The following is a 16,374-nucleotide window of genomic DNA, read 5'->3' on the forward strand; positions in this document are numbered from 1 at the left end:
GTCTCACTTTACCCTCTCATCAAACGGTGCTAAACTTTGCTTAGTAAGTTCTCCCGAGATTCCAGGGGGTGGGTTTTCAACCCACCCTTCTTTCTTGGGAAGGAGGTGAAGGGTGGAGCCGGAAAAGTCTATGCAGATGGGAAGAAAAGCCGGTTCAGACAGCGCCAACCTGTGGAGTGAGGTTGCTGGTAGCGTGCTATCGCCTCTGGGTTACGACGTGCTCGAGGCGAGCCTCAAAAGTGGCAAAAAACCCATCCTACTCGTACGCATCGAACGCAAGGATGAGGTGCCTGTTTCGGTGGCCGACCTCGAGCGGGCCAATCACGCACTCAGTGCGCATCTGGACACCCTCGAGGCTCTGCTTCCAGCGCACTACTTACTCCAGGTGGAGTCGCCAGGCGCCGACCGTCCGCTTTTCACTGCCCGCCATTTTGAACGCTTTGTAGGTCTGAAAGTGAAGGTGCGCAGCCCTCAGGGCAACTTTACCGGACGCGTCGGAACGGTCAAGGATGGCGTGGTGGAGTTTTTGCTCGACAAAGACGAGAGGCGCACCCTTGAGCTCGGCACCTTCAAAGCCAATCTGGCAGAGTGGCCCGATCAGCCCCGGTAGGCGGCCGGGCTAAACGAGAAAATATTCTGAGGAGGAAGATCTGTGAACAAAGATTTTGTAGACGCCCTGTCCCAAGTGGCCCACGAACGTGGGGTTACCGCCGAAGAGCTCATCTCCAACTTCGAGGAAGCCCTGCGGTTGGCCTACTTAAGGCAAAAAGGCTTTCGCCAAAAAGACGTTGAGGAGGAAGGAAAAGGCCCCATCATAGAGGTACACCTGGATCCTCAGGAAGGCCACCTCGAGGTGCTGGAGATACGGCGGGTGGTCGAACAGGTGGAAGACCCCGACAAAGAGATCGACCTCGAGACTGCCAAAAAGTACGACCCGGAGGTTGAAGTCGGCGAAGAGATGGAGTTCCCCGTAGACCCCGAGGAGTTTAGTCGCATCGCGGTACAGATTGCCAAGCAGGTACTCACCCAGCGCCTCAAAGAAGCCGAGCGCACCCGTGTACACAACGAGTACAAGGACAAAGAAGGCGAGGTTGTGACCGGTAGTGTGGCTCGCGTCGACAACCGGGGCAATGTCTACGTCGAGCTGGGGCGTGGTGAAGCCTTAATGCCACCGAAGGAGCAAATCCCCACCGAGCGCTATCATCCCGGCCAGCGCATCAAGGTCTATTTGAAGCAAGTGCAACGCTCGACCAAAGGGCCCAGCCTGGTGGTCTCTCGAGCACATGAAGAGCTTTTGCGCTACTTGCTGCGCCAGGAAGTTCCCGAGATCGCCGAGGGTATTGTGGAGGTCAAGGCGGTAGCCCGTGAACCAGGCAGCCGTTCCAAGGTGGCTGTGGTAAGTCATAATCCCAACGTGGATCCCATTGGGGCCTGCATTGGGCATAAGGGGCAACGCATCCAGGCGGTCTCGGCTGAGCTTGGCCGCGAGCGGATCGACATTATTCAGTGGAGCCCTAATCCCAAAGAGTTTATCCGCAATGCGCTATCCCCGGCCACAGTAGGTGAAATTAAGATTGAGACCAGTGAGAACGGGCCCAATCGTGCCAAGGTGGTAGTCGCCAAGGATCAGCACTCCCTGGCCATCGGCAAGGCCGGGCAAAACGTGCGTCTGGCGTCTAAGCTCACCGGCTACGAAATTGACTTTGAAGAAGCCGAGGAGATCACCGATCTTGACGCAGCCATCCTAAAAGCTGCTGAGAAAGAAGAGTCGCTGAGCGTCTCCAGCGATGCCAAGAGCCGCTTTGAGAGCCTGTTCAAGGACGACGAGTAGCAATTGCAAACTTCCCCGGAGGCTCAATGCCCAAAGCCAAGCACATTCCAATCCGCCAGTGCATTGCCTGTCGAGAGCGCAGGCCCAAACGTGAATTGTTGCGGATTGTAATGACCGAGGAGGGCCCCGTACTCGATCCCACTGGCCGCAAGCCTGGACGCGGCAGCTATGTGTGCCCCGATCGCCCCGGTTGCTGGGCTGAAAAAAAACTGCGCCGCTTTGCCGGGGCCAAAGCGGCAGAACTCTCCTTAGCCTTACACACGGTTCTGGGAAACCTTACAGGTCTGGCTTTGCAGGACAAGCAATCATCCTCGCATGAGACATGACTTTAGGTGAAAAGAACTGGAGGTCAGCATGGCAAAAATTAGAATCTATCAGCTCGCAAAAGAACTCGGCATGACCAATGACGAGCTGCTAAAAATCCTCGACGACATGGGGGTAACTTACAAATCCCATGCCAGTACCCTCGAGGAAGACACCGCGCTGGCAGTCAAGGAGCTCATTGGCGAACAAAGGGTCGCCGAAGCTGCGCGGAAAGCTGAGGAAGCGCGCAAGTCCATTCCTCACCGTCCCCCGGTAGTGGTCATCATGGGTCACGTAGACCACGGGAAAACCAGCCTGCTGGACTACCTGCGCAAAAGTCGCATAGCCGAAAAGGAGGCCGGGGGTATCACCCAGCACGTTGGGGCCTTTGAGGTCAAGACCAAAGGTGGCACCGTGGTGTTCATCGATACACCTGGCCACGAAGCTTTCACCACCATTCGACAGCGGGGGGCCAAGGTCGCCGACATTGCTGTTATTGTGATTGCAGCTACCGAAGGAGTGATGCCCCAGACCAAGGAAGCCATCGCGCACGCCAAGGCCTCTGGAGCCAAAATCATCTTTGCAGCCAACAAGATGGACTTGCCGGGTGCCGACATCAACAAGGTCTATCAGGACTTGATGCAGCTCGGCATGGTACCGGTGGCCTACGGGGGGGATGTCGAAGTGCTGCCCATCTCCGCTAAGACTGGTCAGGGCGTCTCAGACTTGCTAGAGACCATTCTGCTTTTGGCCGAGCTAGAAGACTTGCGAGCCGACCCCAAAGCCGAAGCCCAGGGGGTGATACTGGAGGCTCGAGTAGACAAGCAAGCCGGGGTTTTGGTGAGCCTCCTGGTACAGCAGGGCACCCTCAAAATTGGGGACTATGTAGTAGCAGGGGAACACTGGGGCAAGATCAAAGCCATGTCCGATGCCGAAGGCAACCGGCGTACCGAGGCCGGCCCTGGTAGTGCAGTACAGGTGCTGGGCTTCTCCGATCTGCCCGCGGCTGGCGAAACCTTTATCTGGGTTCCCGACCAAGTGGCCGCCAAGGAAATTACCGAGGAACGCATTGAAGAACGCAAAGCTTCTGAGGCCAGGGCTGAGCTCAATCGGGCCCGTAGTCTGGCCGATCTGATGCGCAAAGTGCACCAAGACGAGCAAAAGGAAATCAATCTGATTCTACGGGCCGATACCCAAGGTTCCCTCGAGGCCATCCAAAACATTCTGGCCAAGGAAGCCACCGAAGAAGTCAAGATTAATGTTCTACTGGCCGCAGTCGGTGCGCCTACCGAGTCGGATGTGCTGCTGGCTTCCACCGCCAACGGGGCTATCCTGTCCTTTAGCGTTAATCCCAGCGGATCAGTCAAGAAGGCTGCGGAGCAAAAAGGTGTGCCCTTGCAAAGCTTCCGCATTATCTACGAGCTAATCGACGAGATTCGCAAGATGGTCAAAGGGCAGCGTGAGCCCGTCTTCAAAGAAGAAATCCTGGGAACCGCCGAAGTTCGAGCTATTTTCAAGCTGAGCCGCGGGGTAATTGCGGGCTGCATGGTCACCTCGGGCAAGATTACCCGCAACGCCGACATTCGGGTCTTGCGCAAGGGCAAGGAGGTCTGGAAAGGCAAGGTCGAAAGCCTCAAGCGCCTCAAAGACGATGTGCGAGAGGTAACTCAAGGCTTCGAGTGTGGAATAATGCTGGACGGCTTCACTGATTTCCAGGAAGGTGACGTGCTCGAGGCCAGCCAGCAGGTAGAGGTGGCCATAGACTGAAGCTAGCCACTTGGCGCAGTGGGGATTGTGCAGGCTCGGCCATCTCTTGGCAGATGCAGGACTCCACCGCAGGTGGCGTGCAGGTTCGGTCGCTGGGAAGTGTTGAGCAATCCAATCTGAACCCCGTTCCCGGATGTCGCTCGAGCTGGTCAAACCCCCGGTTCCGATATAAAGTGGTGGGGCTACACGTTATGCAACGCTGGCAACGCTGGATCATCCTGGTCACCCTGGCCCTGATCGCCTTGGGGCCAGGGCTCTTTTGGTCACCCAGCAACACCAGAGCCGGCAGTGGGTTCAGCCAGGGCTGGATGGCTGCGCCCCTTCCCCCACAACTGCTCGAGGCCAAAGCCAAGTTCAATCCCCTGGGTCTGGGGCTGGTGTTTGTAGTCCGGGGGCCGAGCATTCGCAACCACACCATCGTCGTTGGTCACGAACCCCCTTCACACCCAACTCCACCCCCTAAGCGACGGCTCTATCTGGCCTATGCGCGTCTGCAAACTGATGGTGGCTAGCCCAGGCGCCATGCTTTTCTATGCCTTGCAATCATCCCGTCATATGGCCCTTCACCTTACTAAGTCTGGACGATGACAGCTTGCAAAAGCACCGCTGCCCGTCCTTGAGCTAAACACAAATAGGAACGGATATGACCAATCGCACCTGGAAAGCTGTTTTTCTAATCGGGCTGCTCCTAGCTGCCATTGTGGGGCTGTTCCGCCCCTGGGAGGCCCGCAACCCGCAAAACGCTCTGTTGCCCGCTGATGGCCTGATCCGGCTGGGCCTCGATTTGCAAGGGGGTTTACGTATCACCCTTAAGGTGGCTGAGCCCAACCCCGACCCATCCGTAGCCAAAACCGAGCTGGACGTAGCCCGTACTGTCATCGAAAACCGCGTCAACGCCATTGGAGTAGCCGAGCCGCTGGTACAGGTACAGGGTAACGACCGAATTATCGTGGAGCTACCCGGCCTGAAGCAGGACCAGCAGGAGCGTGCCCTGGCTTTGATTGGCCAGACCGCCAAGCTCGAGTTCCGCATCGTCAATCAAGGGGCTACTGGCACTACGGTGGCGCAAATCAACGAACAACTGCGGAATTCTGGCCTCAGCGGAGCCGCCCTGGCTGCCCGTCGGGCCGAGCTCGAGAAGAACCTCTACAAGCTCGAGGATCTGGGCCCTCCCCTGCTCACTGGGGCCGACCTGCGTACCGCCAATGCTTCCTTCGACCAGTTTGGCCGACCCCAGGTGGATATGGAGTTCACCCCCGAGGGAGCCAAAAAGTTCGAGGAGGTCACCCGGGCCAACGTAGGCCGTCAGTTGGCCGTCGTGCTTGACGACAAAGTCTATACCGCGCCCAATATCCGCCAGGCCATCGCCGGTGGACGGGCCGTGATCGAGGGGCTTTCAGGGGTACAGGAAGCCTCCGACATCGCCCTGGTGCTGCGCTCGGGCTCGCTGCCGGTCAAGCTAGAAGTGGCCGAGACCCGCGCAATTGGCCCCACCCTAGGCCAGGATGCCATCAACGCAGGTATCCAGGCAGGGATTATCGGCACAATTTTGCTGTTTGTTTTGATCTTCGCCTATTACGGCTTCTGGATGGGGCTGGTGGCTGCACTGGGCCTCATCTATACCGCCATCTTGCTATTGGCTTCCATCTCGCTGCTGGGGGCCACCCTCACCCTGCCGGGCATCGCCGGTCTGATTCTGACCCTGGGCGCTGCGGTAGACGGCAACGTGCTTTCCTTTGAGCGCATCAAAGAAGAGCTCAAGATGGGCAAGAAGTTCCGTCAGGCCATTCCCGGCGGCTTCTCCCACTCCATCATCACTATTCTCGACGTCAACATGTGCCACCTTCTGGCCGCAGCCGCACTCTATCAGTACAGCACCGGCCCGGTGCGGGGTTTTGCGGTCATGCTGGCGCTAGGCGTGGTAACCTCGGTCTTTTCCAACCTGATCTTCAGTCGTTGGCTCTTAGAAACCATCGGCGACCGCCGTGAGGTCAAGCCACCTTACTGGCTCTGGGGTACAAAAATCGACTTCCTGGGCATCTCTCGCTATGTAACGGCCACGTCGCTCACCCTGGCTGTTATCGCAGCAGGTATCGTTTTTGTCAAAGGTTTCAACTTTGGCATCGACTTTACCGGCGGTACGGCCTTTACCATCCGGGTTCCCGAGGGCACTCGAGCCGACCAGATCCGCAGCTTTCTCGACAACGCTGGTATTGCCGAGTTGCGCGGGGCCGAATCGGTCATCACCTCGCTCTCCAGCGTGAACGGTAACGAGTTCTCGGTGCGAGTACGACAGGTCAGCGAAGAACAGCGCATTGAGCTCGAGAAAAAGTTCCAGGAAAGCCTACAAGCCACCATCCTCCAGTCCGAAACGGTAGGCCCGGCCATTGGAGCCGAACTACGTCGGAATACCATTTTCGCGGTGCTGGTGGGGCTAGCGTTGATTCTAATCTACGTAGCGTTCCGCTTCGATTGGGTGTTCGGTGTAGCCAGTGTGATTGCGGTGGGCCACGACGTGGCCATTGTGGCTGGGATGTACAGCTTATTGGGGCTGGAGTTCTCGATCCCAACTGTAGCGGTTCTGCTTACCATCGTGGGCTTCTCCATTAACGACTCGGTGATCATCTCGGATCGCATCCGAGAAAACCTCAAGATCATGCGGGGGCGGAGCTACTACGACATTGTGAACACCTCCATCAATCAGACCCTCTCCCGCACCCTTATGACCTCCCTCTCCACCGTGCTGCCTATACTGGCTCTGCTCTTTCTGGGTGGGCCGGTATTGCGCGATTTTTCGCTGGCTATCTTCGTGGGTTTTATTGTGGGTACCTACTCCTCCATTTACGTGGTTTCGGCCCTGGTGGTCTGGTACAAAACCCTCGAGCAGCGCCGCAAAGCAACCTCAAAAGCTCGTTCGGCCTAGTCGCCGGGAAGTGGCACCCCCACCCACGGGTGGGGGTGTTGTTATCAGGCTATTTGTCCCATATCTCAGGCATAAACTACATTTATGCACTTGACATTGAGCGAGTATTTTCAAGTAGCCCAAACCATCTGGGACACCCTACCTCCCGCCACTCGCTTTGGGGCTCAGGATGCGTCCACTATTCAAACCTACCGATCCCACCTGCAGGGGTGGGAAGACTGGATAATAAACGGGTTTTACGACACCCTTTTCAGTCATCCCGCCACCCGCTCGGTATTTCGGGAGGGTGAACGAGCCATGCGCGAGCAGGTACTGCGGGTATGGTATCGGCGCACAATTGCCGGGCCGTTTGACCCCGAGTACTTTGCCTGGCAAGTCCTGGTAGGACGGGTTCATCAGCACCGGGGCATTTCCAGAAGCCAGGTACTGGTAATGTGGGGTTGGATTACCGAGCAAATCTGGCAACTTTCCCACCTCAGCCTACCCCTCGACGAGGCCGATCAGCTCTCCAGAGCCTGGGTGCGGCTGGCTAACTCGGTGCAGGCAATGGCCGCCGCTGAGCGCCTCGAGGCCTATTTACAAGCCATGGAGCAGTCCGGAGCCAGTCCACGCATCCTGCAGTCGGCAGCGGTGAGCTGGCTCGAGGAGCAAAGCAAAGACGCAGACCACAACTGAACACACTAGGCGAGGTTTACATCACTCCCATTCGATGGTGGCCGGAGGCTTACTGGTAATGTCGTAGACCACTCGCCCAATCTCCGGCACCTGGCGGGTAATTTTGCGCGCCACCTCGTCTAAAAAATCCAGCGGCAGCCGGGCCCAATCGGCGGTCATGTAGTCCACTGTGGATACTGCCCGCAGGCCCAATACGTAGCCATAGCTCCGTTCATCACCAATCACCCCCACGCTTTGCATAGAGGTTAGGATAGCTGCCGCCTGGGAAACCTGATCGTAAAGGTTCCAGTCGCGCAGGCTGGAGATAAAGATATCATCGGCCCGGCGCAGGATGTCCAGCTTCTGGGGTGTAACTTCCCCCAGGATGCGGATGGCCAGACCAGGGCCTGGAAAGGGATGGCGCATACGGATGGGCTCAGGCAAGCCCAGCAGCAGGGCCAGTTCGCGCACTTCGTCTTTGAACAGGTACCGGAAGGGCTCGAGCAGCTCAAACTCTAGGTCTTCGGGCAATCCCCCTACATTGTGGTGGCTTTTGATATTCGCACTCCCCTCGCCGCCGCCCGCCGACTCGATCACATCGGGATAGAGGGTGCCTTGGGCTAGCCATTTGTAGCCCTGGGCCGATAGCCGTCGGGCCTCGCGCTCAAACACCCGGATAAACTCGCGGCCCACTATTTTTCGCTTCTGTTCAGGGTCAAAGACCCCTTGCAGGGCCGATAAAAACTGTTCGGAAGCATCCACCACCCGCAAGGCCTTCCCCAAAGGGCGCAAGGCCTGTTCAACCTCCTGGCGCTCTCCCAAGCGCAACAGGCCATGATCTACAAAAACCGCTGTAAGCCGGTCACCAATGGCTTTAGCGAGCAAAAGGGCCAGCGTGGAGGAGTCGACCCCCCCCGAGACCGCCAGCATTACTTTGTCGTCACCCACCTTAGCCTGAATATCGGCTATGAGATTTTCCAGGGTGTGCTGGGCCGTCCAGTCGCGGGGAACTCCGGCAAGCTCGAGGAAGTTCTCCAGCACCTGCATTCCCTTGGGGCTATGTACTACCTCAGGATGAAACTGCACCCCAAATGTTCGCCCATCCGGCGCAGCAATGCCCGCCACTGGGTTTTCGTCAGTTCTGGCAATCACTTGCCAGCCTGGAGGCAACTCAGTGACGGCGTCTGAATGGGACATCCACATCTGTAACTCGCCCTCGAGGCCAGCAAAAAGCGGGCCGGCGTGAAATATCAGGTTGGCCTTACCGTACTCACGACGCCCAGCCCGCTCGACCTTGCCCCCATAGTGTTGGGCCAGGAATTGCATTCCGTAACAAATACCCAAAACAGGCCAGCCCTGCTCGAGCACCCCCGGCGCGGGCCGAGGACTCGCAGGATCAAACACCGAGGCTGGCCCACCCGAGAGAATCAGGGCCTGTGGGTTCTCGGCTTTGATGCGCTCTAGGCTGGCGGTTCCAGGCAAAATGACCGAATATGCCCGTAGCTCACGAATGCGTCGGGCGATTAGGCGGGTGTACTGGGAGCCATAGTCGAGGATAACCACACTCATACCAGAAGCATACTGGCTGGGTGGGGTTCCTACGAAGACTGGGTATTCCCCTGAACCCGCACCTCCAAAACTGTTCGCCGCGCGTCACCCAATGCCTTGACAATCAAAATCCGACGATTACCGGGGGCGGCAGTTTGGCCGTCCTACAGCGCTACTTCAAGGTAATAGTGACCCCTCCAGGGTTGGGCACTTCGATGAGGGATTCTACTGGCATCCGGCCCTGCACGCGAACCCGAATGCGGTAAATACCGGGTTTGTCAAACTCCACCTGACCGGGAAGCTGGGCCACCTCGGTGTTAAGTGGCATCTTCGAACCCTCTGGGGTTTCTATGATCACCAGGCTCGCGCTGGGGCCTGGCGGCTGCAGGCGAAACTCAACCGGATAAACCGTAGTCTGCGTCGAGGAGGGCACTCTCGAGCGAAGCCACAAGCCTGTGCCACCTAACAGCAACAATAAGGGAATCAGCCAAAGCCAGACCAAGGCCATACGGCGGCTGGGTAAGGGGGGTTCGACCACTTCAAAGGGAGGCTCGAGGCGCTCTTCGATGCGAATGCGGCGCGGGGGTGTAGCCGTTGGTGTGGACACAGCGGGTTCGGAGATATGAACTTTAAGACTCTTGCTATGGGCTGGCTTAAGGACGTCTTTCTGCTCTGCTTCCACAAGGACCTGCGCCTCGGATTCATCAAGCACAGGAGGGGTTTCCCGCGAACTGTCCGCCCCTGCGGTCGAAAAAGGTTCACCCTTGGCTTGAGCAAGGTCTTGCCTAGGTGGAGCAGGCACCTCGAGCTGCTCTATTAATGCCGCGAACTCGAGCTGTCCTGTCGCATAGTTTTCCAGCGCTTCCCTCCAGGGCAGGGCGGGATAGGCCTCTCCTGCCAATACCTTGATGGTGTTAAGCAAGCCAACAAAATCCCATGTATGCTCGGGATTAGGCACCCCCACCCCACCCAACCAAACCCGGCTACCCCTGGCCCAAATAAGCTCTGGAATTATGTACCCAACGGGAATACCCTGTTCCTGCACCCGATTGAGCACCGTCAGAAGCTGCTTGCACCACTGGGTCAGCCGAGCAAGCTCAACTCGCCCGGCCAGCCAGGTGGTTCTGACCGCCCCGACAGGAATCTCGGCAATCCAGGCTTTTTCTTCGCAGTCTACCCAGGAAAGGGTATGGGGAATGGATAGCTTAGGCGGTGGTTCAGGCAAAGGCTTGAACACCAGCACGTCTATACCTGTGCGCGCATCCTGACCTTCAAAGGCCTCCACTGCAGCTACCCCCGGGAGCGCTATGCGCTCCCGCAACAAGTAGTGCCCCAGGCTTTCCATAAACGGCAGTATATCGCGCCGACGACAAATATTTGTAAGTATTGGGGCATACCATGCTCTTGCTGGCCGCAGCTTAGCAGGCTTCGGTCAGTCAGATACACTCGAGATAACTCCTGCAAACGACTCGCTTTTACCGAAAGGCATGGCCCTGTATTACTGTTTTGAATCGAGCACGTTGGTACATTAAACATAGATTTTGATCAAACAACTTTGCGTTGACACTATATTTTCACGAATCCTATAATCACATTAGAAAAGTCAACCGTTACCCTCAGAAGGGTTCTGCGTTGAAAGGAGCTAGGATGGAGTACAAGGTGACCCTCTCCACCGAAGAGATTGTGCGCGGTCTCAAACACTATCGCCGTATTGCCAAGCAGGATGTTCTTCGGGCCCCGGAGACACCGAACCCCGATGTCTTTCGCATGCACGCCGAAGCCCGACGCGAAATCTATGCCAAACTGGCCGAGGTGGCCGAAACCGAAGGCCCCGATGCAGTTGTTAGTCAGGCCCTCGAGCTGTACCAGCAGCTACCCTTCGTAACCGGCACCGCCGAAGACGCGCACCCCGAGATCAAGGGCCAGGAAAATGCCCTCGAGAACTTCTTCCTGATGATCGGCCTCGACCCCAAAATTCGCCGGGAGGCCCGCAAGGCCCGCAAGCCCTTACAATAACGACTCTGGGCAGGGGTACGGGGGATACCCGCACCCCGGTTGTGACTGTTGTTCTCTAGCTTGCTTCTTGCCATGAATCTCGAACTGCTCGCTGCTCAAGCCAAAGCCTGTACGGCCTGTGGTTTGGCCAAAAACCGCACCCACGTCGTCTTTGGGGAAGGAAACCCCGACGCCAAACTCATGATTGTGGGCGAGGGGCCGGGTGAAGACGAAGACTTGCAGGGACGGCCCTTTGTAGGGCGCAGCGGACAACTGCTCGATAAAATCCTCGAGGCCGCCGGAATCCCCCGCGCCAGCGTCTATATTGCCAACATCGTCAAGTGCCGCCCACCGGGGAACCGTGCACCCGAGCCTTTAGAAGCCAAGACCTGCACCTCGCTCTGGCTGATCAAGCAGATTCAGCTCATCAAGCCGCAGATCATCATCCCGCTAGGCGCCACCGCGCTCGAGTTCTTCGCGGGTGAAAAAATCCCCATAACCAAAGCCCGCGGTAAGTTTTTCGAGTGGCAGGGCATCAAAATTTTTCCCATGTTCCATCCGGCTTATCTGCTACGCAACCCTTCCCGCGAAGCTGGCAGCCCCAAACACCTCACCTGGCAGGACATCCAACTGGTCAAAAAAACCCTCGACGAGCTCGGCCCCAAGCAGGGCCTTGAGATCAAGGCCGTAAGCCAAGAGTCGCTTTTTTGAGCCGCCCAAAGCCCCCCGATACCTTCATCCAGTCCTTCCAGATGCCCTATTCCCGTGTTGGCCTTCTTCACCTCCTGGTGGTGTACTTGGTCTGGAGCAGCACCTACCTGGCTTTCAAAATTGGCCTGCTGAACGGATTTGCACCCTTCTGGATGGGCGCCACCCGGTTTATCCCGGCGGCTTTGCTACTGCTCCTGTATGCCCGCTGGCGTGGCTGGCAAATACTGCCAAGTCGCAACACGCTGGGCAAGCTGGCGCTTTCGGGTAGCCTGCTCTGGCTGGGTGGTACGGGCCTGATTCTCGTGGCTACCCAGTATGTGCCCTCGGGTTATGTGGCCTTGATGATCGCCACCACCCCCATCTGGGCTGCCACGCTCGAGGGCTTGCTAGATCGAAAGCGACCCTCGGGACTCCTAGTGCTGGGGCTGCTTATAGGTCTGCTGGGTATCCTGGCCCTCAACGTGCCCAAGCTGAGCACCGACGCACCCACCAACCTGCTGGCCTTCTCGCTGCTCTTGATTTCGCCGCTGATGTGGTCGAGCGGCACCATCTACACCCAGCGCCATATTGCCAGCGTGGAACCGGTGGTGATCTCGAGCTACCAGCAACTATTTGGAGGGCTGGGCTTCCTGCTCATCTCCATCGCGCTGGGTGAGCCCTGGCATACCCCCACCGCCCTGGGCTGGGCTAGCAACCTGTATCTGATCGTCTTTGGCTCCCTGATCGCCTACACCTCGTACATCCTGGCGGTGCGACTGCTACCTCTGAGCCTGGTAACCACCTACGCCTACATCAACCCGGTGATCGCCCTGCTGCTGGGCTGGGTCTTCCTGCGGGAACCCCTGGGAATCTGGACCTGGATTGGCGGCGCCCTGGTGCTGCTGGGGGTAGGGCTGGTTTTCCGCAGCCGTATGAAGCCCGCCGTTCAACCCGTTGTTTGAACAAGCGCGCTTCGGCCGCCTCTTCATAAACAAAGTGCCCTCCCATCTATTTCCTCCATCCCAGAGGCTCCATAGCTGCACCGGCCGTTGGATGTGGCCGTGTAGCCTTTTAGTGATTTTTATCACTATACCCTGTTCGTGAATAAGTTCTCCGATTGCGATCCCATAGCATCAGTGCTTAAAGTGGCGCGAGCCGGTAAAGACCATGGCGATACCCAGCTCGTTGCAGGCAGCGATCACCTCTTCATCCCGCTTGGCACCGCCGGGTTGCACGATGGCCGTAACCCCTGCGGCGGCGGCAGCCCGCACCACATCGTCGAAGGGGAAGAAGGCTTCGGAGGCCAGCACCGCCCCCTTGGCCCGCTCGCCTGCGTTCTGGATGGCGCGCTCGGCAGCCCAGATGCGGCTCACCGCCCCCGTACCCAGCCCCACCGTGACCCCATCCTTGGCCAGCACCACGTTGTTGGAACGGGTGTGCTTGCCCACATACCAGGCGAACTTGAGATCTAAGAGTTCCTGGGCCGTGGGGATGCGCTCGGTCACGTAGCGCAGGCTGAGTTCCTCCCAGCGCCGCATATCCCGATCCTGGGCCAGGAACCCGCCCGTTATGGGGCGAAACTCCCGCTGGTCGGCATGGGCTGGGGCCGCAACCAGCACCCGCAGGTCGGGCTTTTTGCTGCGGAACCACTCGAGGGCCTCCGGGCTCACCTCGGGGGCGATGAGCACCTCGAGGAAAGTTCCACGGGTGGCCATGGCGGTCTCGAGGTCTACCGGGCGGTTGAAGGCCACCACCCCCCCAAACACCGAGAGGGTATCGGCGTCGCGGGCGCGCTCCCAGGCGGTTTTGGGGTCGTCGGCCAGGGCCACCCCACAGGGGTTGGCGTGCTTGACGGCCACGCAGGCCGGCAGCTCAAACTCGCTCACCAGGCTCCAGGCCGCGTCGGCGTCGGCGTAGTTGTTGAAGCCCATGGGCTTGCCGGCCAGCACCCGGGCGTGGAGCACCGGGCCTCTCTGGCCCTCGAGGGCGTACAGCGCCGCTTCCTGGTGGGGGTTCTCCCCGTAGCGCAGCTCCACCGGCAGGCGCTCGAGGCTCAAAAGCTGGGTCTGGGGGAACTTCTCAAAAGCCAAAAAGTCGGCGATGGCCGCGTCGTAGGCCGCGGTGTGGGCAAAGGCTTTATACGCCAGCCTGCGGCGAAACTCGCTGCTAACGCCGGTACGCAAGGCCTGCAGCACCTCGGGGTAGTCGGCCGGGTCACACACCGGCAACACCGCCTGGTGGTTCTTGGCCGCGGCCCGCAGCATGGCCGGCCCCCCGATGTCGATGTTCTCGAGGCACTCCTCAAACGAAGCCCCTCGAGCCAGGGTCTCCCGGAACGGATACAGGTTGACACACAGCAGGTCAATCCGGCGGATGCCCTGGGCCTGCAACTCGGCCTCGTGCTCGGGGCGCTTGGTCGCCAGCAGCCCGGCATGAATGCGGGGGTGAAGGGTCTTGACCCGCCCGTCCAGAATCTCGGGAAAGCCTGTCACCTCGGAGACATACGTCACCTCCAGCCCCGCCGCCTGTAGGGTTTTGTGGGTTCCGCCCGTGGAAACCAGCTCAAAGCCCAGCTCCGCCAGGCCCCGCGCAAACTCCACCAGACCTGCCTTGTTCGATACCGACAAAAGCGCACGCATACGGCAGAATCATACCCTTCACAAAGCCCTCTTTTGAAACCCGCCGGGGCAATGGCACCTTTACAACGGTCTGCTGACCCAGTAAGGGCTAAACTGAATCCATGAACGCATCCATTTACGAAGCCATCAAAAAGGAGATCGTCGAAGCCATGAAGCGCGGCGACACCGCCACCCGCGACTACGCCAGGGTGGTCAAGGCCGAGCTCGACCGCAAGGGCGATGGAAGGCCGCTGCCCGACGCCGACGCGGTCAAAATTCTCAAGGCCCTGCGGGTTACCGCCGAGGAAAACCAGAACGCCTTCGAGTTGGCCTTCCTGGACAGATACCTGCCTCAGGAGATGAGCGAGTCGGAAATTGAAGCCTGGATCAGGGCCAACGTAGACTTCGCTTCGCTCAAGTCGCCCATGGCCGCCATCGGCATCGTGACCAAGGCCCTGGGCCCCGCCGCCCCGGGGGATCGGGTGAAAAAAGTAGTGGAGAAAATAGTAGCCCAGGCATAGCCAGCAATCTGCTACAATAAGCGATTGGGAAGAGGGCGCAGCCGCTGGTGGAAACACCAGAGGAAAGTCCGGGCAGCACAGGGCATGATGCCAGCTAACGGCTGGGCGGGGTAACCCGACGGAATAGTGCAACAGAAAGCAGACGGCCCTCGCCCCAAAGCGAGCGGTCAAGGTGAAACGGTGCGGTAAGAGCGCACCAGTGCCCCTGGTAACAGGGGCAGCTAGGCAAACCCCATCTGCTGCAAGTCCCACGTCCCGCTTAGGCGGGGCGACACGCCAGGGAGAACTGACCCGGTTCGCTACGACCTGCGGTAGGGACGCTTGAGGTGAGCGGCGACGCTCATCCCAGAGAGATGGCTGCGGAAACAGAACCCGGCTTACGCCTCTTCCCAACCTCAACTTTTCTGGCCAACCCCTGACCTTTATGGGTTAGGGGTTGGCTTTTTTTGCACCAGCCAAGGCCACCCCTCGAGTATTAAGACGACACCCCAAAGGCTCAGTTTCGGGCAGCCGCAGCGGAAATGTGCGGCTGGATAATGGCATTTTTACCGTCTAGAACAGTGTCACGCGACGACATAAAGGTGAAAATGAGAAACGACATAAAGGTAAATTTCTCATGTATAACTATGCACAATTATCCACCTATTTTGTATAGTTTTGCACTATTCGCGTGAAACTTCAAAAGTCTGATTCCGAGTACCAACGTATTAGTTCCTCCCCGCTCTGAAGAGACGGGGCATCCCCGAAGGAGTTTTGTGATGTGGGCTTGGGCATGTTCCGAACGCAGATGGAATACAAGGCCAAACGCTTCGGCACCCGGCTGGTCATCGCGGACCGATGGTATCCGAGCAGCCGTCTGTGTTCGGTCTGCGGTTGGAAGAACGAAACGCTGAAGTTGCAAGATCGGGAATGGATCTGCCCGGAATGCGGTACGCGCCATGACCGCGATCTCAACGCGGCGCTCAACCTGAAACGGCTGGCAACCGCAACTGCCCTACCCGTGGCGAGCCCGTCCGGTAACGGCGGCACTGCGGCAGAGACGGTCTCTGCCGCAGGCGGGAAAGTCACGCCTGTCAGATACGAAGAAGGTCAGCAAGACCCTTCGGGGCAGGAAAAGAACTGTGCGCACCTTCGCGCACGTTCTTGATAGCAGTGGTGCTCAGGTCAAGCAGCGGGGGGCCCTGCTTGTTGGCCGGGTAGATGGTCAGGCGGGCCTCGAGGCCGTTGAAGTTCGCCGGTATCCGCTCCCCGTTGGGGGATCGGTAGCTACGGGTGAACACCACCCGGTAGGCGTAACCCAACACACCACGATGTATGGTGGGAAAGGCGGTCAGCTTTCCCCGTTCTGTAGGCATTTGGCCTCCTATTCGGCTGGTTTGGCCTCAAGATCTTTCAGCTTCTCCTGGAGCGCTTTTTCCCGCTCCAGGGCCGCCTCCAGCAAGGCCACGGCATAGGCGTGGTTGGTTTCGGCCTGGGCTAGCTTTTGGCCCAGGATTTGGATGGTGCGTTCTTTTTCGTCCATAG

Annotated in this window: 17 protein-coding genes and 1 other RNA gene; 13 read left to right on the forward strand and 5 right to left on the reverse strand. The window is 58.5% G+C overall.

Features of this window, described 5'->3' with window-relative positions:
- Positions 1-130: 130 nt before the first annotated feature.
- The 7 genes from rimP (at position 131) to Q0X18_RS07980 (ending at position 7,499) form a co-directional block, all read left to right on the forward strand.
- A complete protein-coding gene (rimP, locus tag Q0X18_RS07950) occupies positions 131-610 on the forward strand; it encodes a ribosome maturation factor RimP (protein ID WP_297563040.1) in 480 nt (159 codons plus the stop codon).
- Positions 611-652: 42 nt separating this feature from the next.
- Positions 653-1,831 carry a transcription termination factor NusA gene (gene nusA / locus Q0X18_RS07955; RefSeq protein WP_297560718.1) on the forward strand — a complete coding sequence of 393 codons (1,179 nt, stop codon included), beginning with the start codon at positions 653-655 and terminating at the stop codon, positions 1,829-1,831.
- Positions 1,832-1,857: 26 nt separating this feature from the next.
- Entirely contained in the window at positions 1,858-2,157 is a 300-nt protein-coding gene (locus tag Q0X18_RS07960; protein ID WP_297560721.1) for a YlxR family protein, read from the forward strand.
- Positions 2,158-2,185: 28 nt separating this feature from the next.
- On the forward strand, positions 2,186-3,901 hold the full coding sequence (gene infB, locus Q0X18_RS07965; RefSeq protein WP_297560724.1) for a translation initiation factor IF-2: 1,716 nt from the start codon (positions 2,186-2,188) through the stop codon (positions 3,899-3,901).
- Positions 3,902-4,092: 191 nt separating this feature from the next.
- A complete protein-coding gene (locus Q0X18_RS07970; RefSeq protein WP_297560733.1) occupies positions 4,093-4,413 on the forward strand; it encodes a hypothetical protein in 321 nt (106 codons plus the stop codon).
- Between the two features lie 131 nt (positions 4,414-4,544).
- Positions 4,545-6,824 (forward strand): protein translocase subunit SecD, encoded by a 2,280-nt coding sequence (gene secD / locus Q0X18_RS07975; RefSeq protein WP_297560735.1) that lies wholly within the window; start codon positions 4,545-4,547, stop codon positions 6,822-6,824.
- Between the two features lie 84 nt (positions 6,825-6,908).
- Complete coding sequence (locus Q0X18_RS07980) at positions 6,909-7,499, forward strand: protoglobin domain-containing protein (protein ID WP_297560738.1); 591 nt, start codon at positions 6,909-6,911, stop codon at positions 7,497-7,499.
- A 21-nt stretch (positions 7,500-7,520) separates the two neighbouring features.
- Here the strand turns inward: Q0X18_RS07980 and guaA are convergent, their stop codons facing one another.
- Positions 7,521-9,047, reverse strand: a complete 1,527-nt coding sequence (guaA, locus tag Q0X18_RS07985; RefSeq protein ID WP_297560740.1) for a glutamine-hydrolyzing GMP synthase — start codon at positions 9,045-9,047, stop codon at positions 7,521-7,523.
- Between the two features lie 151 nt (positions 9,048-9,198).
- Positions 9,199-10,371 carry a hypothetical protein gene (locus Q0X18_RS07990; protein WP_297560750.1) on the reverse strand — a complete coding sequence of 391 codons (1,173 nt, stop codon included), beginning with the start codon at positions 10,369-10,371 and terminating at the stop codon, positions 9,199-9,201.
- 302 nt (positions 10,372-10,673) lie between these two features.
- On the opposite strand from Q0X18_RS07990, the gene Q0X18_RS07995 reads away from it, so the two are divergent.
- The 3 genes from Q0X18_RS07995 to Q0X18_RS08005 all read left to right on the forward strand — a co-directional run bounded on the left by Q0X18_RS07995 (position 10,674) and on the right by Q0X18_RS08005 (position 12,673).
- A complete protein-coding gene (locus Q0X18_RS07995) occupies positions 10,674-11,042 on the forward strand; it encodes a hypothetical protein (RefSeq protein ID WP_297560753.1) in 369 nt (122 codons plus the stop codon).
- Positions 11,043-11,114: 72 nt separating this feature from the next.
- Positions 11,115-11,732 (forward strand): uracil-DNA glycosylase family protein, encoded by a 618-nt coding sequence (locus Q0X18_RS08000; protein WP_297560757.1) that lies wholly within the window; start codon positions 11,115-11,117, stop codon positions 11,730-11,732.
- A complete protein-coding gene (locus Q0X18_RS08005) occupies positions 11,729-12,673 on the forward strand; it encodes an EamA family transporter (RefSeq protein WP_297560759.1) in 945 nt (314 codons plus the stop codon). Before Q0X18_RS08000 ends, Q0X18_RS08005 begins: the two co-directional genes overlap by 4 nt.
- A 171-nt stretch (positions 12,674-12,844) precedes the next feature.
- Here the strand turns inward: Q0X18_RS08005 and purH are convergent, their stop codons facing one another.
- Positions 12,845-14,350, reverse strand: a complete 1,506-nt coding sequence (gene purH, locus Q0X18_RS08010) for a bifunctional phosphoribosylaminoimidazolecarboxamide formyltransferase/IMP cyclohydrolase (protein WP_297560762.1) — start codon at positions 14,348-14,350, stop codon at positions 12,845-12,847.
- A 101-nt stretch (positions 14,351-14,451) separates the two neighbouring features.
- On the opposite strand from purH, the gene Q0X18_RS08015 reads away from it, so the two are divergent.
- The 3 genes from Q0X18_RS08015 to Q0X18_RS16175 all read left to right on the forward strand — a co-directional run bounded on the left by Q0X18_RS08015 (position 14,452) and on the right by Q0X18_RS16175 (position 15,997).
- On the forward strand, positions 14,452-14,850 hold the full coding sequence (locus Q0X18_RS08015) for a GatB/YqeY domain-containing protein (RefSeq protein WP_297560765.1): 399 nt from the start codon (positions 14,452-14,454) through the stop codon (positions 14,848-14,850).
- 25 nt (positions 14,851-14,875) lie between these two features.
- Positions 14,876-15,246, forward strand: an RNA gene (gene rnpB / locus Q0X18_RS08020) — RNase P RNA component class A.
- Between the two features lie 376 nt (positions 15,247-15,622).
- On the forward strand, positions 15,623-15,997 hold the full coding sequence (locus tag Q0X18_RS16175; RefSeq protein WP_374707509.1) for a zinc ribbon domain-containing protein: 375 nt from the start codon (positions 15,623-15,625) through the stop codon (positions 15,995-15,997).
- Here the strand turns inward: Q0X18_RS16175 and Q0X18_RS08025 are convergent.
- Together Q0X18_RS08025 and Q0X18_RS08030 are read right to left on the reverse strand one after the other, a co-directional pair.
- Positions 15,924-16,205: a hypothetical protein gene (locus Q0X18_RS08025; RefSeq protein WP_297560768.1), complete on the reverse strand. Its 282-nt coding sequence runs from the start codon at positions 16,203-16,205 to the stop codon at positions 15,924-15,926. The two genes, Q0X18_RS16175 and Q0X18_RS08025, sit on opposite strands and share 74 nt — an antisense overlap.
- An 8-nt stretch (positions 16,206-16,213) precedes the next feature.
- Positions 16,214-16,372 carry a hypothetical protein gene (locus Q0X18_RS08030; protein ID WP_297560771.1) on the reverse strand — a complete coding sequence of 53 codons (159 nt, stop codon included), beginning with the start codon at positions 16,370-16,372 and terminating at the stop codon, positions 16,214-16,216.
- Positions 16,373-16,374 lie beyond the last annotated feature (2 nt).

The sequence above is a fragment of the Meiothermus sp. genome, assembly GCF_026004075.1.
Classification (GTDB): Bacteria; Deinococcota; Deinococci; order Deinococcales; family Thermaceae; genus Meiothermus.